Below are 15,158 nucleotides of genomic sequence, written 5' to 3'. Positions count from 1 at the left end.
CCAGAGTTAACTTGACCGCAATGAAGACGCCGAGAAAGTCCGCGCAGAATGCGAATAAAAAGGCCTACCGGTATGTGAATACCCGATCAGATAGTGCCGAATTCAACGGGTGACGGTCGTCCCCACGAAGGGAGCCCACGTGATGGCGCCGTACTGGAACGTCACGCGCACGCCGCCGCCGTACTGAGGGATCTCGTCGCTCGTGGCCGGGCCCAGGGTTGGATCCCAGGCGCTGAAGATGCCACCACCGATGTTGTGGGTACCGCCGACGGCGGTGGAGAACACACGGAGGCCGTAGGGGCTGTCGAAGTCCTGGTAGGTGCCGTTGAACGGGGTGGTGGGTAGAAATCCGGTGTACCGGATGGCCTCGGCCACAGCGCGAGGTACGCCGACGAATCCGTTGGGCATCTCGTACACCACGGCGTCCTGCCGATACTGGGCCCACGTGTCGCGAACGGGGAACACCGGGCCGAGGACGGCTCCGAAGTTGTTGGGAGCGGCAGCGAAGCGGTTGTACTCCGGGGTCCGCGGAATGTTGTTCTGCAGCAGGCTCATCAGCGCCCACAGGGCAGGCTTGGCCGACCAATCGGTGTGCAACAGCCCGAACGTCATCTCCGGATCGTTGCTGCCGGTCTGCTGGTCGCGCAGCTGATACAGGAAGATCGGGCCGGTGTACGGCAGCTCACGCCACTTGGTGACGAAGTCGGTGATCATCGCGCTCTGCTGATCTTCCGAGGCCACCGAGGTCGGCACGCCGTACTCGGTTCCCCAGATCTTCTTGGCGCTGTCGCCGTTCGCCACCATCGTCGCGCGCATGTCCATGACCTGCCGGGCCGGGGAGTGATCGACGTACGGGCCCTCGGAGAACTTCAGCGAGTACTGATACGGGTGGTAGGAGAGCGCGTCGAAGTAATTCTTCGCGCCTGCCGTGTACATCTGATTGGTGAAGTCGACGGGGTTGACCACTCCGTATGCCTGCTCGGCTGCACCCAGCACGCCGCCGACGACTGTCGCGGCCGAATCGGCTGCTTTGATCTTGGGATATGCGGCCTTGAGCAGGGCGGTGTATCCCGACGCGTCGGGTTGCGGTGCGTAGAACATCGCCCCGTTGGGTTCGTTCCAGATCTCGTAATCGGCCACTTTGCCCTTGTACCTGGCGGCGACTTTGCCGGCGAAATCACCGAACGCGGCCGGCGAGGCAGGACGGGTGTTGATGGGTTGGTTCACCGGCGAGGTGGCCCACGACGGGGTGTAGGCGATGATGCCCAGCATCGAGATATTGGCTGCTCGCAGCTTGTTCACAATGCGGTCGACGGGTGCCCAGTTGAGCTGCCCCTGGACGGGTTCGACGGTCGACCACGGGATGGCGATGCGCATCGACTTCACACCCATGGCGGTGACGAATTGGACGGTGGTGTCCAATTCGGCGTCCGTGGACCAGAGCAGGCCGCCGCCGTCCGAGATGCCGACACCGGGAGGTGTCGGGGCTGCTTGGACTGGTGCTTGCGCTCCGAATGCAAGACCGGCAGCGACGATCATCGCTGTTGTCGCTGAAATCAATGTGCGAAAGCCACCGCGAAAGTGAACCATCTTCAATTCTCTCCACCAGGGGGCCTGTGCCAACGTTCGACGGGCCGGTGCGGAGAATCATTGCACTACAAACTGGGTTTTGTGCAATTCCCAAATACCGTCTCGATCGTTATGAAACTGCTGGTCGAGCTTCTCTCGGTGAAACCAAGCTTTTCGTTTCGAGAGCGTGGGCATTGTCGGCAAGTGGATCGGTTTCCGACGACTTTTCCCATGCGTAGACGAGAAATGCGTACATCACCGAAAACGCCATCGTGGTCGCTGGGATCGTGACAACGGGGAAGTCGAGTTGCAGCGCGACGACGGCAAAGCCGATCATTCCGCCGCCGTAGAACCCGTACTCCCACTGCCGGGCGCGCAGCAGTTTGTATCCGACCACTGCGATGACGACGAGTATCGCGACGAAGGCGATACCGGCCACCAACCCTCCGCGGTAGATGGTCAGCAGCGGGGTGTTGGCAACGTAGTTCACCTCGAAAGCGACCGTGGGGTCTTTGAATTCGGCACGGCCCCAGCCCAGTCCGAACATCCAGTGGCCCTGCATGTGGCCGGGGAACTCCACCAGAGCGTCGCCGCGTGCACTCGAGCCGGCGTCCCCGCTACCGAACGACGAGAAGACGCGATTGCGCACACTCGGTACGGCGAGAGCGCCGACGAATGCTGCCGCGAAGGAGCCGACGATGGCGAGCCGCTCGCGGGTGCGCAGTTGCTGGAACGCCAACATCAGCAGTACGCCGAACACCACGGAGAACAGCGCTGCGCGAGAGAGCGTCATGACGATCGACAGGAACAGCAGTGCGGCAAGCATTGTGCGCAGGTAGCCGCGCAGAAGCAGCACGCACAGCATCAGGGCCAGGACGAATCCGATGCCGGCCGCGTTGGGGTCGATGTACGTCCCGGCCAGGCGAACAGTGGTGGCTCCGGTGGGGCTGTAGACGAAACGAGTGCTTTCTTCTTCGCTGCCGTAGCCGAAGATCGACAGGTAGCGAATGAGTTTCCCGGCCGGATCTGCGACGAAGATCAGCACGGCGAAAGCGGCTGCGGCCGAGGCGGCGTAGACATAGATTCTGCCGAATAGAGCCAGCTCGTCCCGCTGCATGCGCAACAGGCAGACGACGACCAAGGTGGAAACGACCCATTGGCCGAATTCCACGTAGTCGACGAGTGCGCCACTGGTTGCGAACAACGACAATGCGGAGAGAACGAGCAGTGCGATCATCGGCATTTCCGGCCATGTGATGCGGCTCACCGCTGTGCGGTGGATCACAGTGGCGAGGATGACCGCGATTCCCAAAGCGAAAATTAACGGGGCGTGAACACCGGGAACATATCCGAACGGCAATGCGCCGAGTGAAAAAGCAAGAGCGCGAGTCAGATACAGCGGATGACGTAGGCCGATGTACGCTCCCACAGTCAGCACGACGAGGGCGAACGCGCCCAGTTTCGCTGGAGTTCCGCCGAGAATCATTGCGAATGTAACGAAAACGGGGACGACCACGATGGCCGCCGCACCGACTCGTTGCGTGATGCTCATAAGCACTGATGTTGTCACGCTTTCACCCGCTCGCAACATGTACGCCGTGCCGAATCGTTCGCTGCGCTTTATTCTTTCCCCTTGACCGACGTCATTCGATTGGAGCACTCGTGGAGATTCGAGAGTACGGGCGCATTCTTCGCGCGGGATGGTGGATCGTCGCGCTCGCGATGGTCGTCGGCATCGTCGGAGGTTGGGCCTACACGCTCTTCACGACGCCGCAGTACCAGGCGTGCGCCCGACTGTTCGTCACCACCGAAGGTGGCAGCTCGGTCGGCGAGGCCTACCAGAACAACCTGTTCTCGCAGGAACGCGTCACCTCCTATGCCGGATTGGCAACCAGCACACAGGTTGCCCAGCGGGCGATAAACCAGTTGCAGTTGGACATGTCTCCGGACGAGCTGCGTTCACGCGTCACCGCCACTCCGATCGACAAGACGGTGTTGCTCGATCTCTGCGCCACCGACGCCGACCCTGCGGTCGCTCAGGTCTTGACCAACGCGGTCGCCGGTCAGCTGACCCAGTTGGTGCAGGAACTCGAAACCTCCCAGCGCGGTGGTAGCCCGGCCGCCGGTGCCACCATCGTCGATCAGGGCGATGTTCCGGCCGCACCGATAGGCATGGGGTTGACCACCGTCCTCGGACTCGGTGCTGCCATCGGTCTCGTCGTCGGTCTTGCACTCGCGTTGCTTCGCGGATTGCTGGACCGTTCTGTTCGGGATCGGTCGCGCGCGGAGGAGATCTCGGGCCGCACCGTTCTCGGCGGACTGCCGGTCGATGCAACGCGGCCGAAGGCAGCAGTGGCGTCGATGATCAAGATGGGCGAGCCACTGCGCGCGCTGCGCACCAACATTCGCTTCCTCGGCGGTGGCTCGCCGCCGCGCATCATCACCGTCACGAGCCCGTCCGCAGCCGAAGGCCGCACCAGCACCGCCATCGATCTGGCGGCAATTCTTGCCGAAGCAGGGCACCGGGTCCTGCTCGTCGGCGGCGATCTTCGCAGCGCAGCCCTGGGAACTCGCCTGGGCATCGATCAGCACAGCGGACTGTCGACGGTGCTCTCCGGTGAGCACGGCATCGAGGACGCCGTTGTGCACGATGTGTTCGACGGTGTGTCGGTACTGCCCTCGGGCCCGGTGCCGCCCAATCCGAGCGAGCTGCTCGGATCGGACCGTGCCCACGAGGTACTCGAGGAACTGCGCGGCGACTACCGCTACGTCATTGTCGACACCCCGCCTCTGCTCGAGGTCACCGACGGTGCGATTCTCACTGCATTGGCTGACGGCGCACTGGTTCTCGCGCGCACCGGCCGAACGACACGGGAGAAGCTGCGACGTGCGATCAAGGTGCTCGACGGTGTCAGCGGCACCGTGCTGGGCGTCGTGACCACATTCGAGCCCTCCGGCCGACGCCTTCTCGGTGGAAACTCCTCGTCGTCCGGTGAATCCTCGGTAAAGCACTCTGCTGCAGAACCTTCCACGCCGGCTCCGTCGGCACCGGTCCAGTCCGCAGCACCCCGGCCCACGCCGGCGACGAGCGACACTGCGAGCTCCTCGGCGAGCAGAGGATAGCTTCGATGGCAGGTAGGTTCGCGGCCAAGGTCGGCGTGGTGCTGACCGTCGCGGCGGTGCTGGTCTCCTGTTCGCAGGAGGCACCCGTGGTCATCCCTCCCGGCGCGCCGACGGCTCCGGTCACAGCGTCCGCGACGGCGTCGGAGCCGCCTCCTCCGTCGAATTTCGGTGGTACGGCTCCGGGTTCGCTGATCTCGGCCGAACCGATAGACGACATCGCCGTCGACATCACCGAGCTCGGTGCTTCCGCTACCCGGGTGGTGTATCGGTCGACCTCGGGCGTCACCGGTCAACCGACGGAGGTCTCGGGAACCGTCATCGTGCCGGCCGGCACGCCGCCCGAGGGTGGCTGGCCGATCGTGTCGTTCGGACACGGAACCACGGGAGTGCTGAACGCCTGCGGCCCCTCGCTGTACGCGAACCTGCTCGGTAACGCTCCTATCGTGGCCGCTCTCGCTCTGAACGGATTCGCGGTGGCGATGACCGACTATCAGGGCCTGGGGCTCGAGGGGTCCTATCATCCCTACCTCGACTCGAAGACGTTCGGCTACAACATGATCGATGCCGTGCGCGCGGCCAGGAACTTCATGCCCACGCTGAGCTCTCGGTGGTCGGCATACGGAGTCTCGCTCGGCGGGATGGCGGCGTGGGCCGCAAGCGACCGCAACGCCGAATACGGCGGCGGACTGGAGCTGGTCGGTACGGCCGCGATGGTGCCGGTGTCGGATATGGCCGGTCTGGCCGACGCGGCAGCGAACGAGACGCTCACCCGAGCGCAGTATCCCTTGCTGATGTATGCGTTGGATACGCTGGCGATCTCGCATCCCGATATGAATCTCGACGACTACCGGTCCGGCTTCGCGCGGGAGCGATGGAACGATCTGCTCGAGTGCGTACCGCCGGGCTCGTTGGACGTTCCCGAGTTGCAGACACAGCTCGAGCCCTCGGATTTGAAGCCGGTGAGCCAGGAGGCGACGGATCGTCTGCGCGGCTACCTCTCGGCCATGGCCCTGCCGCAACAACGTTCGACCACACCATTGCTGGTCATGTACGGCAGCGAGGACGATCTGATCCTCGAACCGTGGACCGAGAAGGCGTTGCAGCGCGCGTGCGACTCCGGAGACGTCGTCGAATACGAGCTGCACCAGGGTGAAGGCCACGGCAACCTGGACAGCAGTCGGTCGTTGCCGTGGGTCAAGGGCATGTTCGCCGGCCAACGACCCGTCAACACGTGTGAGCAGAAGCGATGATCGCGCCCGCCGGTGTGCCGACCCTCAAGGACTACGGCCGTGTTCTGTTGTCCGGCTGGGTCTTGATCGTGGCTGCGGCCGTACTGTCTGCGGGCGTCGCGTGGTTGGCGACATCGTTCGTGGAACCGTCCTACACAGCGGCCTCACGAGTGTTCGTCACTGCGCCCGGTCCACCGTCGCCCAAGAATTCGTTGGACGGGAACCGTGGATCTCTGGTTCGCGTCGAGTCGTATGTTCAGCTTGCCACCGGCGAGCAGGTGCTCCGACGCGTCATCGCGTCCGAGGATCTACCGATCGAACCTGCCGAGCTGAAGAAGGACATCACGGCGGCGCCGAGTCCCGGCTCTGCGCTGATCGAGATCTCGGTGGTGAACGCCGACGCCGACCGCGCCCGTGATATCGCCAATTCCGTTGCGGTCCAACTGGTCAAGCTGGCCGCGGAGATCGATCTGGGGGCCGACGGGCCGGTGTCTCAACTTACTCTGGTAGACGCAGCCACCACTCCGAGCTCGGCAACCAGCCCGAAACGCACGAGCAACGCGATGCTGGGCGGCGTCATGGGCATCGTTCTCGCCAGTGTGCTTGTGCTCGCGAGGGGGATTTCGCGAGATTCGATCGACCATCGCGACCAGGTCGAACAATTGCTGGGGCAAGTCATGGGGGAGAAGCGATGAACTACACAGGAACAACGATGCTGCGCAGAGCGGCAACGGCCGGCGCCTTGGCGCTGGTCTTGATATCGGCGGGGTGTTCTTCGGACGACGCGGTGGTGGATCCGCAATCCGTGGCGGTCGGGGCCACGCTGCCCGCCGATTACGGCAACGACGGCCCGGGCTCTCTGGAAAGTGCGGAGGAGTTGCTCACCGTCGATCGCCGGCTGAGCGGAATCTCTTCCATCGCCGCGCGAGTGGTGTACACCTCCACGTCCGGAGTGGACGGATCCGAGCAGCGGGTATCGGGCACCGTCTTCGCTCCGGAAGGCACAGCGCCGGAGGGTGGTTGGCCGATCATCGCCTACGGCCACGGCACCACGGGGGTGCTCGAGGATTGCGGCCCGTCGACCGACCCGGAGCTGCTCGGCAGTTCCCAGATCGTTGCGGCGCTGGTGCGCTCCGGACACGTGGTTGCGGTCTCGGACTACCAGGGGCTCGGTCTCGACGGCACCTACCACCCGTATCTCGATGCACGTACCGTCGGGAACAACCTGATCGATTCGGTACGTGCCGCCCGCAAGTTGGTGCCGAACACCTCGACCCGATGGGCTTCGTTCGGTGGTTCTCAGGGTGGTCAAGCATCCTGGGCTGCAAACGAATTGGCGAAGAGTTACGGCGCAGGTCTCGACATGGTCGGATCGGTCAGCCTGGTACCTGCAGCAGACATCACCGGGTTGGCCGCGGCGGCGGCGAGCGGCACGCTCACCGAGGATCAGAAGCCGCTGCTGCAGTGGGTTCTGGTGGGCTTGGCTCAGGCTCATCCCGAGCTGAATCTCGACGACTACCGCAGGGGCATCGTGGCCGAGAAGTGGGACGAGCTGTCGGCCTGTGGCGGCGTCCTCGCTGCCGACCGCACGTCCTTGGCCGCTCAGATCAGCGACGACGATCTGCGCCCGGCAACTCCGGAGGCAACCGCGACGCTCGAGGGCTATCTGAGGGAGATGAGCCTGCCCAAGTCGCCTGCGTCGGCTCCGATGTTGGTGATCTACGGCGGCAAGGACACGCTGATCTCACAACCGTGGACGGATGCGGCGATCGCCGCCGGCTGCGGCAACGGCGACAGTATTCAGTATGTGCTTCAACCGAATTCCGGTCACGCAGACATCGACGGTGCTGCTGCGTTCGGATGGCTGGCGGACCGGTTCGCCGGCACCGAGGCCATCAGCTTCTGCCCAGCCTCGGCCCCAACGGCTCCGGCTCCGTGACCTTCAGAAGGCAGCCATGACAGCAACTCCAGACAGCACCGCGGCCGCAGCAACTGAGCCTGCGTCTCCGGTGAGCAGCGAGTCCAAGCGGCCCGCTCGTATTCTCGGCCTCGACGGGCCGCGTGGCTTCGCGTGTCTGTGTGTGCTCGCCGTGCACGTCGGTGGTCACTACTCGCCGCAGACCGTGCTCACGTACAAGCTCGGGCTGCTCGGCCAGGGTCTGATCTTCTTCTTCGCCCTGTCGGGTTTCCTCATCTTCCTGCCGATGGTGCGAAAGTTGTTTGCGGGCAAACCGATGCCGAACAATGTCAGCTACGCGATGCACCGCCTGCTGCGCGTGTTCCCCGCGTACCTGTTCATCTTCCTGTTCGCGAACTTCGTCATGCGCGCGGTGTTCGTGGAGAACGCGGCCGTCGCCGAACGGCACTTCACCGACAACGGACTGGGAGTGCTCACCGATCCGCTGACGCTGCTGGCCAATCTGACTCTGGTGCACTCCTACATTCCGAGCATGCTCCAAACCGGGATCAACCCGTCGTGGTCACTGTCGTTGGAGTTCGCGTTCTATCTCGCGCTTCCGCTGCTGACGGGCATCGCGTTCTATCTGCGCAAGCGAACGTCCATCTCGGCCCCGCTGCTGGCGATGATTCCGGTGGTGATCATGTTCGTCATCGGGGTGACCGGAAAGCTGTACACCGCCTCGCTCGTGGGGCCGTCGGGCATCACCGATCCGAAGTTGTTGGATTGGGGACCCAACGAGGTCGCGGTGCTCAGCCGCAGCTTCTGGTCGTTGGCCGACAATTTCACGTACGGGATGCTCGCAGCCGTGGTGTTCGTCGCGATAGACAACGGAATCATGAAGGGTGCCATCGCAACCAAGATGCGGTGGTGGACGGGAATCGCGATGATCCCCACCGCCGCGATCTCACTGAAGCTGATCGACGACAACTCTCGCTGGCAGAGTTCCACCGTCGCCCTCGGCTCGGCCCTGCTCATCCTGTTCATCATCGTTCCATTGGCCCGAGGGGAGAAGTCCTCGCTCGCCGAACGTGCCGATTGGGCACCGCTGAGCTATGTGGGAACGATCTCGCTCAGCGTGTACCTGTGGCACTTTCCCATCCTGATCATGGTGGGTCGCTTCGGTTGGATGGCCGGCGACAGCCCGCTGGGCATGCTTCGCAACTTCGTTCTGGTCAGCGCGGTGAGCATCGCGTTCGGAACGTTGACCTACCGTTTCATCGAGAAGCCGGCGTTGACCTACGCCCGTAGGTTCAAGGCCAGCAAATAGTTTCATGCGTCGAACACATCGAGCGCTCACAGCATTGCTGCTGCTGCCCGTCCTGGCAGGATGCACCGCCGTCGTGCCTATCGGTGCGGAGGTGCAGCGCGGCGTCGCGGCGGCGGTGCGAGGTTCGGATCCCGAGCCGATGGTGATCGCGGACCCTGGGACAGGCAGCGGGTCGATAGTCAGTGCCGAGACCATGCCCAATCTGCCGATCCAGGTGCGGCTTTCGGGAGTGAACGCAGCGAAGGTGGTGTATCGCTCGGTACAGCCGGGAGCGGGGGAACGAGAAGTATCGGGCACGGTCTTCACCCCGTCCGGTGATGCCCCCGAGGGCGGTTGGCCGATCATCTCCTACGCCCATGGCACGACGGGCATCGAGCAGGACTGTGCACCGTCGGAATCCAGTTCGCTGCTCGGTGCTTCGGCGCTCGTACAGGGCTACACCACAGCGGGATTCGCCGTGGCCATCACCGACTACGAGGGCCTGGGACACGCCGGCAGTCACGCTTACCTGGACAACATCGCGGCCGGATACGACGTCATCGATGCCGTGCGGGCTTTGCGCACAGTCTTTCCCGACGCTGGTACTCGGTGGGCTGCGTTCGGTGGCTCGCAGGGTGGTGGCGCTGCGTGGGCCGCGAACGAACTCGCGGGTTCCTACGCCCCCGAGTTGGATCTGGTCGGTTCGGTGGCGCTGGCACCGGGTGCGAACATGGTCGGGTTGGTGGACAAGGCCATCGCGGGGACACTCACCGTCGATCAGGGTCCGCTGCTGCAATGGGTACTCGAGTCGTTGTCGCGACGTGATCCTGCCCTGAATGTCGACAACTATCGCAGCGGAAACGCCGCGCAGGACTGGGATGCCCTCACCGGGTGTACTCCGGACAGGGCCGGTGCCCGCGACGATGCGGTGAAACGGCTTGGCGACAAAGACTTTGCGCCCAAGTCCGACGAGGCTGCCGCAGCACTGCGCGCGGCGCTGACGGCGATGGCCGTGCCCACGGGGCCGGCGTCGGCACCGATGCTGGTGGCCTACGGCGACGCCGACACCTTCATCGACGCGGCGTGGACCGATGCGGCACTCGAGCAGGCTTGTGCGTTCGGAGACGTCATCACCATCGATCGACAGGCCGGGCGGGGGCACGGGGACGTGAACGGCGACGCCGTCAATCAGTGGATAGGTGATCGATTCGCCGGGACACCGGCGCAGAACGATTGCAGTCGATGAGGGGGATTGAAATGGGATTTCGTGAAGACCTGAAGGTGCGTGCGAAGGATGTCGTCAAGAGGCGTCTTGGACGAGGCATTCCGGTGGAGGAGTTCGACGAGCCGTACCTGGTGGTCGCAGTGTTGGGGCAATCGAACGCACATGGCGGGGGCCGTGGGTTGGATCGATCCGGTCTCGACGCTCCGCATCCCCGGGTGCATCAGTGGGCGGCGTCGGGTCGGTCGAAGAACACCATCGTGGCGGGCAGCAATCCGCTGTTTCACGAGGTCCCCTCCAAGGCAGTCGGATTCGCTCCCACGTTTGCAGCGCACCTCGCCGATACGACGGGTAAGCCGGTGTTGCTCGTTCCCTACGCGCGGGGTGACTCGGGGTTTGCGCGTATCCACGGCATTTCGTGGGATCCGGCCGATACCGGGGCCCGCGTCAATTTGTTCTGGGCTGCTGTGCAGCGCATCCGAACCGGTCTGGCCACCAAGCCCGGCAACGAGCTCGCCGCGGTGCTGTGGCATCAGGGCGAGAGCGACGTACCGTTGCTGACCGGGCCGGTGTACGCCGAGAAACTCGACAGTCTCATCGATGCCTTGCGTGAAGAATTCGGTGATGCCCCATTCGTTCTGGGTCAGATGGTGCCGGACGAAATCGAAGCGGGGGAGCCCAACTACGCCGTCATCGACGCGGTGCATGCCGATACGCCGCGTCGAAGGACAAACGTTGCGTACGTGCCGGGCCCGAAGGGGCTCTACAACAGCGAGACCGAGAAGATCCACTACAGCGGTGCGGGGCAACGGGAACTGGGCCACCGAATGTGGACGGCCTTCGCAGGAATGGAGCCGCGCGTCGTGTAATCGACCGACAATGCTTGACATCGAGCGAGAATCTGTTGCTCACTGGTCCCCGGGAGGGGAGCGGATCAGGGAATTCGGCAGTGCCAGAAACACAGTGGACGCCTCTGGTTAATGCACTCGAAACATGTAACGACCTGCGGCTTCGCGTCGATCAACATATCGTTATCACGAGTCACGTTCATCACGATGAAGGCAGATAATAGGACTGGGAGGCACGGTGCTGTGTCGATCACGGAAGTTCGACAAGGCACACGTACCGAGGGGGAATCAGTGTCGGTCAGCGATCTGAATACGCAGAATCCGGTAGTTTCGCGGCGCGACGCGAGGAGGATGCGGAAGGTGACGTCACGTCGCGAGTGGGAAGCGCACTACACCGAGGGTCTGCGGGTGACCGATACTCTTGTTGTTCTCGGTGCCGTGACGGTTGCTCAGATCATCCGTTTCGGCGATATCGACTTCGGTCAGCCGTGGGCCATCGTGAGCTATTTCGGAGTCTCGGCGGTACTTGCAGTTTTGTGGTTGACGTTCCTCGCCATCTTCCGCACTCGTTCCCCGCGGGTGATCGGCAACGGGTCGGAGGAATACGGACGCATCGTCTCGGCCACGTTCCGCTTATTCGGCACCATTGCCATTCTGTCGCTGCTCTTCCGGTTCGACATCGCTCGTCTGTATCTCGCCATCGCGCTACCCGTCGGCATGATCGGCCTGTTGCTGAGTCGGTGGATTTGGCGCAAGGCGGTCGCCCGCAAGCGCGCCGGCGGCGGTTATCAGACGTCGGTGCTCATCGTCGGCAGCCGTAGTTCGGCGCTGTCGATGGCTGCTTCGTTCGAGCGTTCCCCCGAAGCGGGCTACAGCGTGGTCGGAATCTGCCTCCCCAACTACGAGCCCGGCAACGACACGTCATTCACCATCGACGGCGTCGAGATCCCCGTGTTGGGAGACGAGCACAGTGTGGTCGAGGCCATCGAGACCTCCGGAGCCGACACCGTTGCGGTGACGGCCACCGAGCACATCGGCCATCGAGGCCTGCGAAAGATGGTGTGGGACTTGGAGAAGAAGAAGGTGGATCTTGTCGTCTCGCCGGGAGTGGTGGACGTGGCCGGCCCGCGGCTGGTGATGCGACCGGTGGCGAACTTCCCGCTGATCCATGTGGAGAAGCCGCAGTACAACGGCGCGAAACGCTTCAGCAAGACGGCCTTCGACTTCGTGTTCGCCGCATCGGTGCTGCTGCTGATCTCGCCGATCCTCATTGCGCTCGCGGTGATCATCAAGCTCACCAGTAAGGGTTCGATTTTCTACAAGTCCGAGCGAATGGGCATCGACGGCAAGCCTTTCCAGATGATCAAGTTCCGGAGCATGGTGCAGGACGCAGACAGGCGTGTGCAGGAGTTGGCCGCTCTCAACGAGGGCGCGGGCGGCGTGTTGTTCAAGATGCGTGACGATCCACGGGTCACCCGCGTCGGCAAGGTGATGCGCAAGTTCAGCCTGGACGAGCTACCGCAGTTCGTCAACGTGCTCAAGCGCGAGATGAGTGTGGTGGGTCCGCGGCCGCCACTGCGCAGTGAAGTGGAAACCTACGACGGCGAGGTGCGACGCCGGCTTCTCGTCAAGCCGGGTATCACCGGGTTGTGGCAGGTGAGTGGTCGATCCGATCTGTCGTGGGAGGAGAGCGTGCGTCTCGATCTCTCGTACGTCGAGAACTGGTCGATGACGGGGGATCTGCTCATCATCGCCAAGACCGCGGTGGCCGTGTTCAAGAGCGAAGGCGCGTACTGACGTCGGTCTCTTTCTCGGCCCACTCACCGTGCAGGCGGTCGGTTTTGTTCGTATGATGGTGTGATGTCGACTATTTCGGAGAACGGATCCGGTATTACCATGGCGCAGAGTTCTTTTCATGATTTCTTGTCCGATCGAGTAGACCGGATCGCACGGGTGCATCTGAATCGGTCGACGTCGCTGCACGCGGTGATCTCCGACAGCGTGGACGCTTACACATCGGCATTCGCCGAGTATCACGGCACCGAGGCCCCGTTGGATCTGCTTGCCCCCGAGGTTCGCACCGAGCTGAGCGATTTCATCCACCGCTGCGCCGAGGCCGTCGAGGAGCCCGAGAACCCGCAGTTCCCCGTTCGCCGCTGAACTTCCTCTCTGTTTAACCGTCTGCTCGAGGGGTAACTCCCTGATGCTCATGCGTAGTTCAGCCCGGCTTATCCGGTCGTTTGCCTTGAGCACTCAGTGTCGTACCGATACTGCGGCTCCGTCGCGGTTGCGGTCGAAACCAAGGAGATTGCCGGAGTATGCGCATCACAGTCTTCGGTACCGGCTACCTCGGTGCCACTCACGCCGCATGCATGGCCGAACTCGGCCACGAGGTGCTCGGTGTCGATGTGGATCCGGCCAAACTCGCCAAGCTCGAAGCCGGTGAGGTCCCGTTCTGGGAGCCAGGTCTCGAGGAGGTGCTGCAGCGCAACATCGCGGCCGGCCGCTTGCGTTTCACCGCGTCGTACCAGGAAGCCGCAGACTTCGCGGAGGTGCACTTCCTCGGAGTCGGTACCCCTCAAAAGAAGGGGGAGTTCGCGGCCGACATGAAGTTCGTCGACTCGGTCATCGAGACGCTGGCACCACTGCTGACGAAGCCTGCGGTCATCTTCGGTAAGTCGACCGTGCCGGTGGGCACAGCCGAGCGGCTCGGCCGCATCGCCCGCGAACTCGCACCCGCTGGGGACAACGTCGAGGTCGCCTGGAACCCGGAGTTCCTCCGCGAGGGTTACGCCGTGAAAGACACCCTTCACCCCGATCGCCTGGTTCTGGGTGTCGACCGTGCCCGCCCGGGCCGCGCCGAGACACTCGCCCGCGAGGTCTACGCGCAGCTGCTCGACGAGAAGATCCCGTTCCTGGTCACCGATCTGGCGACCGCTGAGCTGGTCAAGGCATCGGCCAACGCGTTCCTGGCCACCAAGATCTCGTTCATCAACGCCATCGCCGAGGTGTGTGAGGCGGCGGGTGCAGATGTCACCGTGCTCGCCGACGCCATTGGCCACGACGAGCGCATCGGCCGCAAGTTCCTCAATGCCGGCATCGGCTTCGGCGGTGGCTGTCTGCCCAAGGACATTCGGGCATTCATGGCCAGGGCGGGCGAACTCGGTGCCGACCAAGCTCTGACGTTCCTGCGCGAGGTCGACAACATCAACATGCGACGCCGTACCCGCATGGTCGAGCTGGCGCGCGAGGCCTGCGGGTCTCTGCTCGGTGCTCGGGTCGCCGTGCTCGGTGCGGCCTTCAAGCCCGACTCCGACGACGTGCGTGATTCGCCGGCTCTGAACGTGGCCGGGCAGATCCAGCTGCAGGGTGCTGCGGTCAACGTGTACGACCCCAAGGCGATGGAGAACTCGCGAGCACTGTTCCCCACTCTGACCTACAGCAACTCCGCGCTCGAAGCCTGCGAGGGCGCTGACGTGGTGTTGGTGCTGACGGAATGGAAAGAGTTCAAGGCGCTCACTCCGAAGGACCTGCAGGACGCAGTGCGCAGCAAGACCCTCATCGATGGCCGCAACTGCCTGGACCCGGAGCAGTGGCGGGCGGCGGGGTGGAACTACCGCGGGCTCGGCCGTCCCTGAATACGACAGACCATCCGAGCGATAATTCATTCGTTGGAATGAATTATCCCGCTCATTCCTTTAGGTGCATCTCTTCGGCTGTTCGACTTCTTGCGAACGCCGATATCGGCAAAATCCTTGTTTCGCCCCTGGTGGGGCGGTGCAATGGTTTGTTCGGCGTGCTATTGGCGGGAGTGCGGCTTTCGATCTCACGATAAACGGCGCTGCAACCTGTGAAGCCTCACATTGCCGTGTCGATTGTGTTCATCTGTAACGTTTTTCGGCCCTGGCGCGGTTACAACCGGTGGGTTCCCTGTCACACGTATCGCCTAGTCAGCGATGGT

Annotated in this window: 12 protein-coding genes; 10 read left to right on the top strand and 2 right to left on the bottom strand. The window is 63.4% G+C overall.

Features of this window, described 5'->3' with window-relative positions; translation table 11 throughout:
• Positions 1 to 102: 102 nt before the first annotated feature.
• A complete protein-coding gene (locus tag CH286_RS05610) occupies positions 103 to 1,590 on the bottom strand; it encodes a cellulase family glycosylhydrolase (RefSeq protein WP_032405844.1) in 1,488 nt (495 codons plus the stop codon).
• Between the two features lie 109 nt (positions 1,591 to 1,699).
• A complete protein-coding gene (locus CH286_RS05605; RefSeq protein WP_037147145.1) occupies positions 1,700 to 3,121 on the bottom strand; it encodes a hypothetical protein in 1,422 nt (473 codons plus the stop codon).
• Between the two features lie 110 nt (positions 3,122 to 3,231).
• On the opposite strand from CH286_RS05605, the gene CH286_RS05600 reads away from it, so the two are divergent.
• From CH286_RS05600 to CH286_RS05555, 10 genes are all read left to right on the top strand, one after another.
• Entirely contained in the window at positions 3,232 to 4,692 is a 1,461-nt protein-coding gene (locus CH286_RS05600; RefSeq protein ID WP_080737410.1) for a polysaccharide biosynthesis tyrosine autokinase, read from the top strand.
• A gap of 5 nt (positions 4,693 to 4,697) precedes the next feature.
• Complete coding sequence (locus CH286_RS05595; RefSeq protein WP_032405371.1) at positions 4,698 to 5,942, top strand: alpha/beta hydrolase family protein; 1,245 nt, start codon at positions 4,698 to 4,700, stop codon at positions 5,940 to 5,942.
• Complete coding sequence (locus CH286_RS05590) at positions 5,939 to 6,616, top strand: YveK family protein (protein WP_094608626.1); 678 nt, start codon at positions 5,939 to 5,941, stop codon at positions 6,614 to 6,616. The genes CH286_RS05595 and CH286_RS05590 overlap by 4 nt, the downstream gene beginning before the upstream one ends.
• Positions 6,613 to 7,860: a lipase family protein gene (locus tag CH286_RS05585; RefSeq protein WP_255182582.1), complete on the top strand. Its 1,248-nt coding sequence runs from the start codon at positions 6,613 to 6,615 to the stop codon at positions 7,858 to 7,860. Before CH286_RS05590 ends, CH286_RS05585 begins: the two co-directional genes overlap by 4 nt.
• Positions 7,861 to 7,876: 16 nt before the next feature.
• A complete protein-coding gene (locus CH286_RS05580) occupies positions 7,877 to 9,148 on the top strand; it encodes an acyltransferase family protein (RefSeq protein ID WP_094608625.1) in 1,272 nt (423 codons plus the stop codon).
• Between the two features lie 4 nt (positions 9,149 to 9,152).
• Positions 9,153 to 10,373 carry a lipase family protein gene (locus tag CH286_RS05575; protein ID WP_094608624.1) on the top strand — a complete coding sequence of 407 codons (1,221 nt, stop codon included), beginning with the start codon at positions 9,153 to 9,155 and terminating at the stop codon, positions 10,371 to 10,373.
• 11 nt (positions 10,374 to 10,384) lie between these two features.
• The gene (locus CH286_RS05570; RefSeq protein WP_094608623.1) at positions 10,385 to 11,218 is read left to right on the top strand and encodes a sialate O-acetylesterase; all 834 of its coding nucleotides are present in this window, start codon (positions 10,385 to 10,387) and stop codon (positions 11,216 to 11,218) included.
• Positions 11,219 to 11,548: 330 nt separating this feature from the next.
• Complete coding sequence (locus CH286_RS05565; RefSeq protein WP_094608726.1) at positions 11,549 to 12,994, top strand: sugar transferase; 1,446 nt, start codon at positions 11,549 to 11,551, stop codon at positions 12,992 to 12,994.
• 63 nt (positions 12,995 to 13,057) lie between these two features.
• Positions 13,058 to 13,357: a hypothetical protein gene (locus CH286_RS05560; protein ID WP_141215806.1), complete on the top strand. Its 300-nt coding sequence runs from the start codon at positions 13,058 to 13,060 to the stop codon at positions 13,355 to 13,357.
• Positions 13,358 to 13,515: 158 nt separating this feature from the next.
• A complete protein-coding gene (locus CH286_RS05555; protein ID WP_094608622.1) occupies positions 13,516 to 14,835 on the top strand; it encodes a UDP-glucose dehydrogenase family protein in 1,320 nt (439 codons plus the stop codon).
• The last annotated feature ends 323 nt before the right edge of the window (positions 14,836 to 15,158 follow it).

Origin of the sequence: Rhodococcus sp. WWJCD1, from assembly GCF_002258735.1 — a bacterium.
Classification (GTDB): domain Bacteria; phylum Actinomycetota; class Actinomycetes; order Mycobacteriales; family Mycobacteriaceae; genus Rhodococcoides.
Note: the sequence above shows the minus strand (reverse complement) of the source record. Positions and strands in the feature narration are given on the sequence as shown.

Bases quoted from the DNA above. Each gene is read 5' to 3' on its own strand.
- CH286_RS05610 (WP_032405844.1), bottom strand. From the start codon at position 1,590: ATGGTTCACTTTCGCGGTGGCTTTCGCACATTGATTTCAGCGACAACA.
- CH286_RS05605 (WP_037147145.1), bottom strand. From the start codon at position 3,121: ATGAGCATCACGCAACGAGTCGGTGCGGCGGCCATCGTGGTCGTCCCC.
- CH286_RS05595 (WP_032405371.1), top strand. From the start codon at position 4,698: ATGGCAGGTAGGTTCGCGGCCAAGGTCGGCGTGGTGCTGACCGTCGCG.
- CH286_RS05590 (WP_094608626.1), top strand. From the start codon at position 5,939: ATGATCGCGCCCGCCGGTGTGCCGACCCTCAAGGACTACGGCCGTGTT.
- CH286_RS05585 (WP_255182582.1), top strand. From the start codon at position 6,613: ATGAACTACACAGGAACAACGATGCTGCGCAGAGCGGCAACGGCCGGC.
- CH286_RS05580 (WP_094608625.1), top strand. From the start codon at position 7,877: ATGACAGCAACTCCAGACAGCACCGCGGCCGCAGCAACTGAGCCTGCG.
- CH286_RS05575 (WP_094608624.1), top strand. From the start codon at position 9,153: ATGCGTCGAACACATCGAGCGCTCACAGCATTGCTGCTGCTGCCCGTC.
- CH286_RS05570 (WP_094608623.1), top strand. From the start codon at position 10,385: ATGGGATTTCGTGAAGACCTGAAGGTGCGTGCGAAGGATGTCGTCAAG.
- CH286_RS05565 (WP_094608726.1), top strand. From the start codon at position 11,549: ATGCGGAAGGTGACGTCACGTCGCGAGTGGGAAGCGCACTACACCGAG.
- CH286_RS05560 (WP_141215806.1), top strand. From the start codon at position 13,058: ATGTCGACTATTTCGGAGAACGGATCCGGTATTACCATGGCGCAGAGT.
- CH286_RS05555 (WP_094608622.1), top strand. From the start codon at position 13,516: ATGCGCATCACAGTCTTCGGTACCGGCTACCTCGGTGCCACTCACGCC.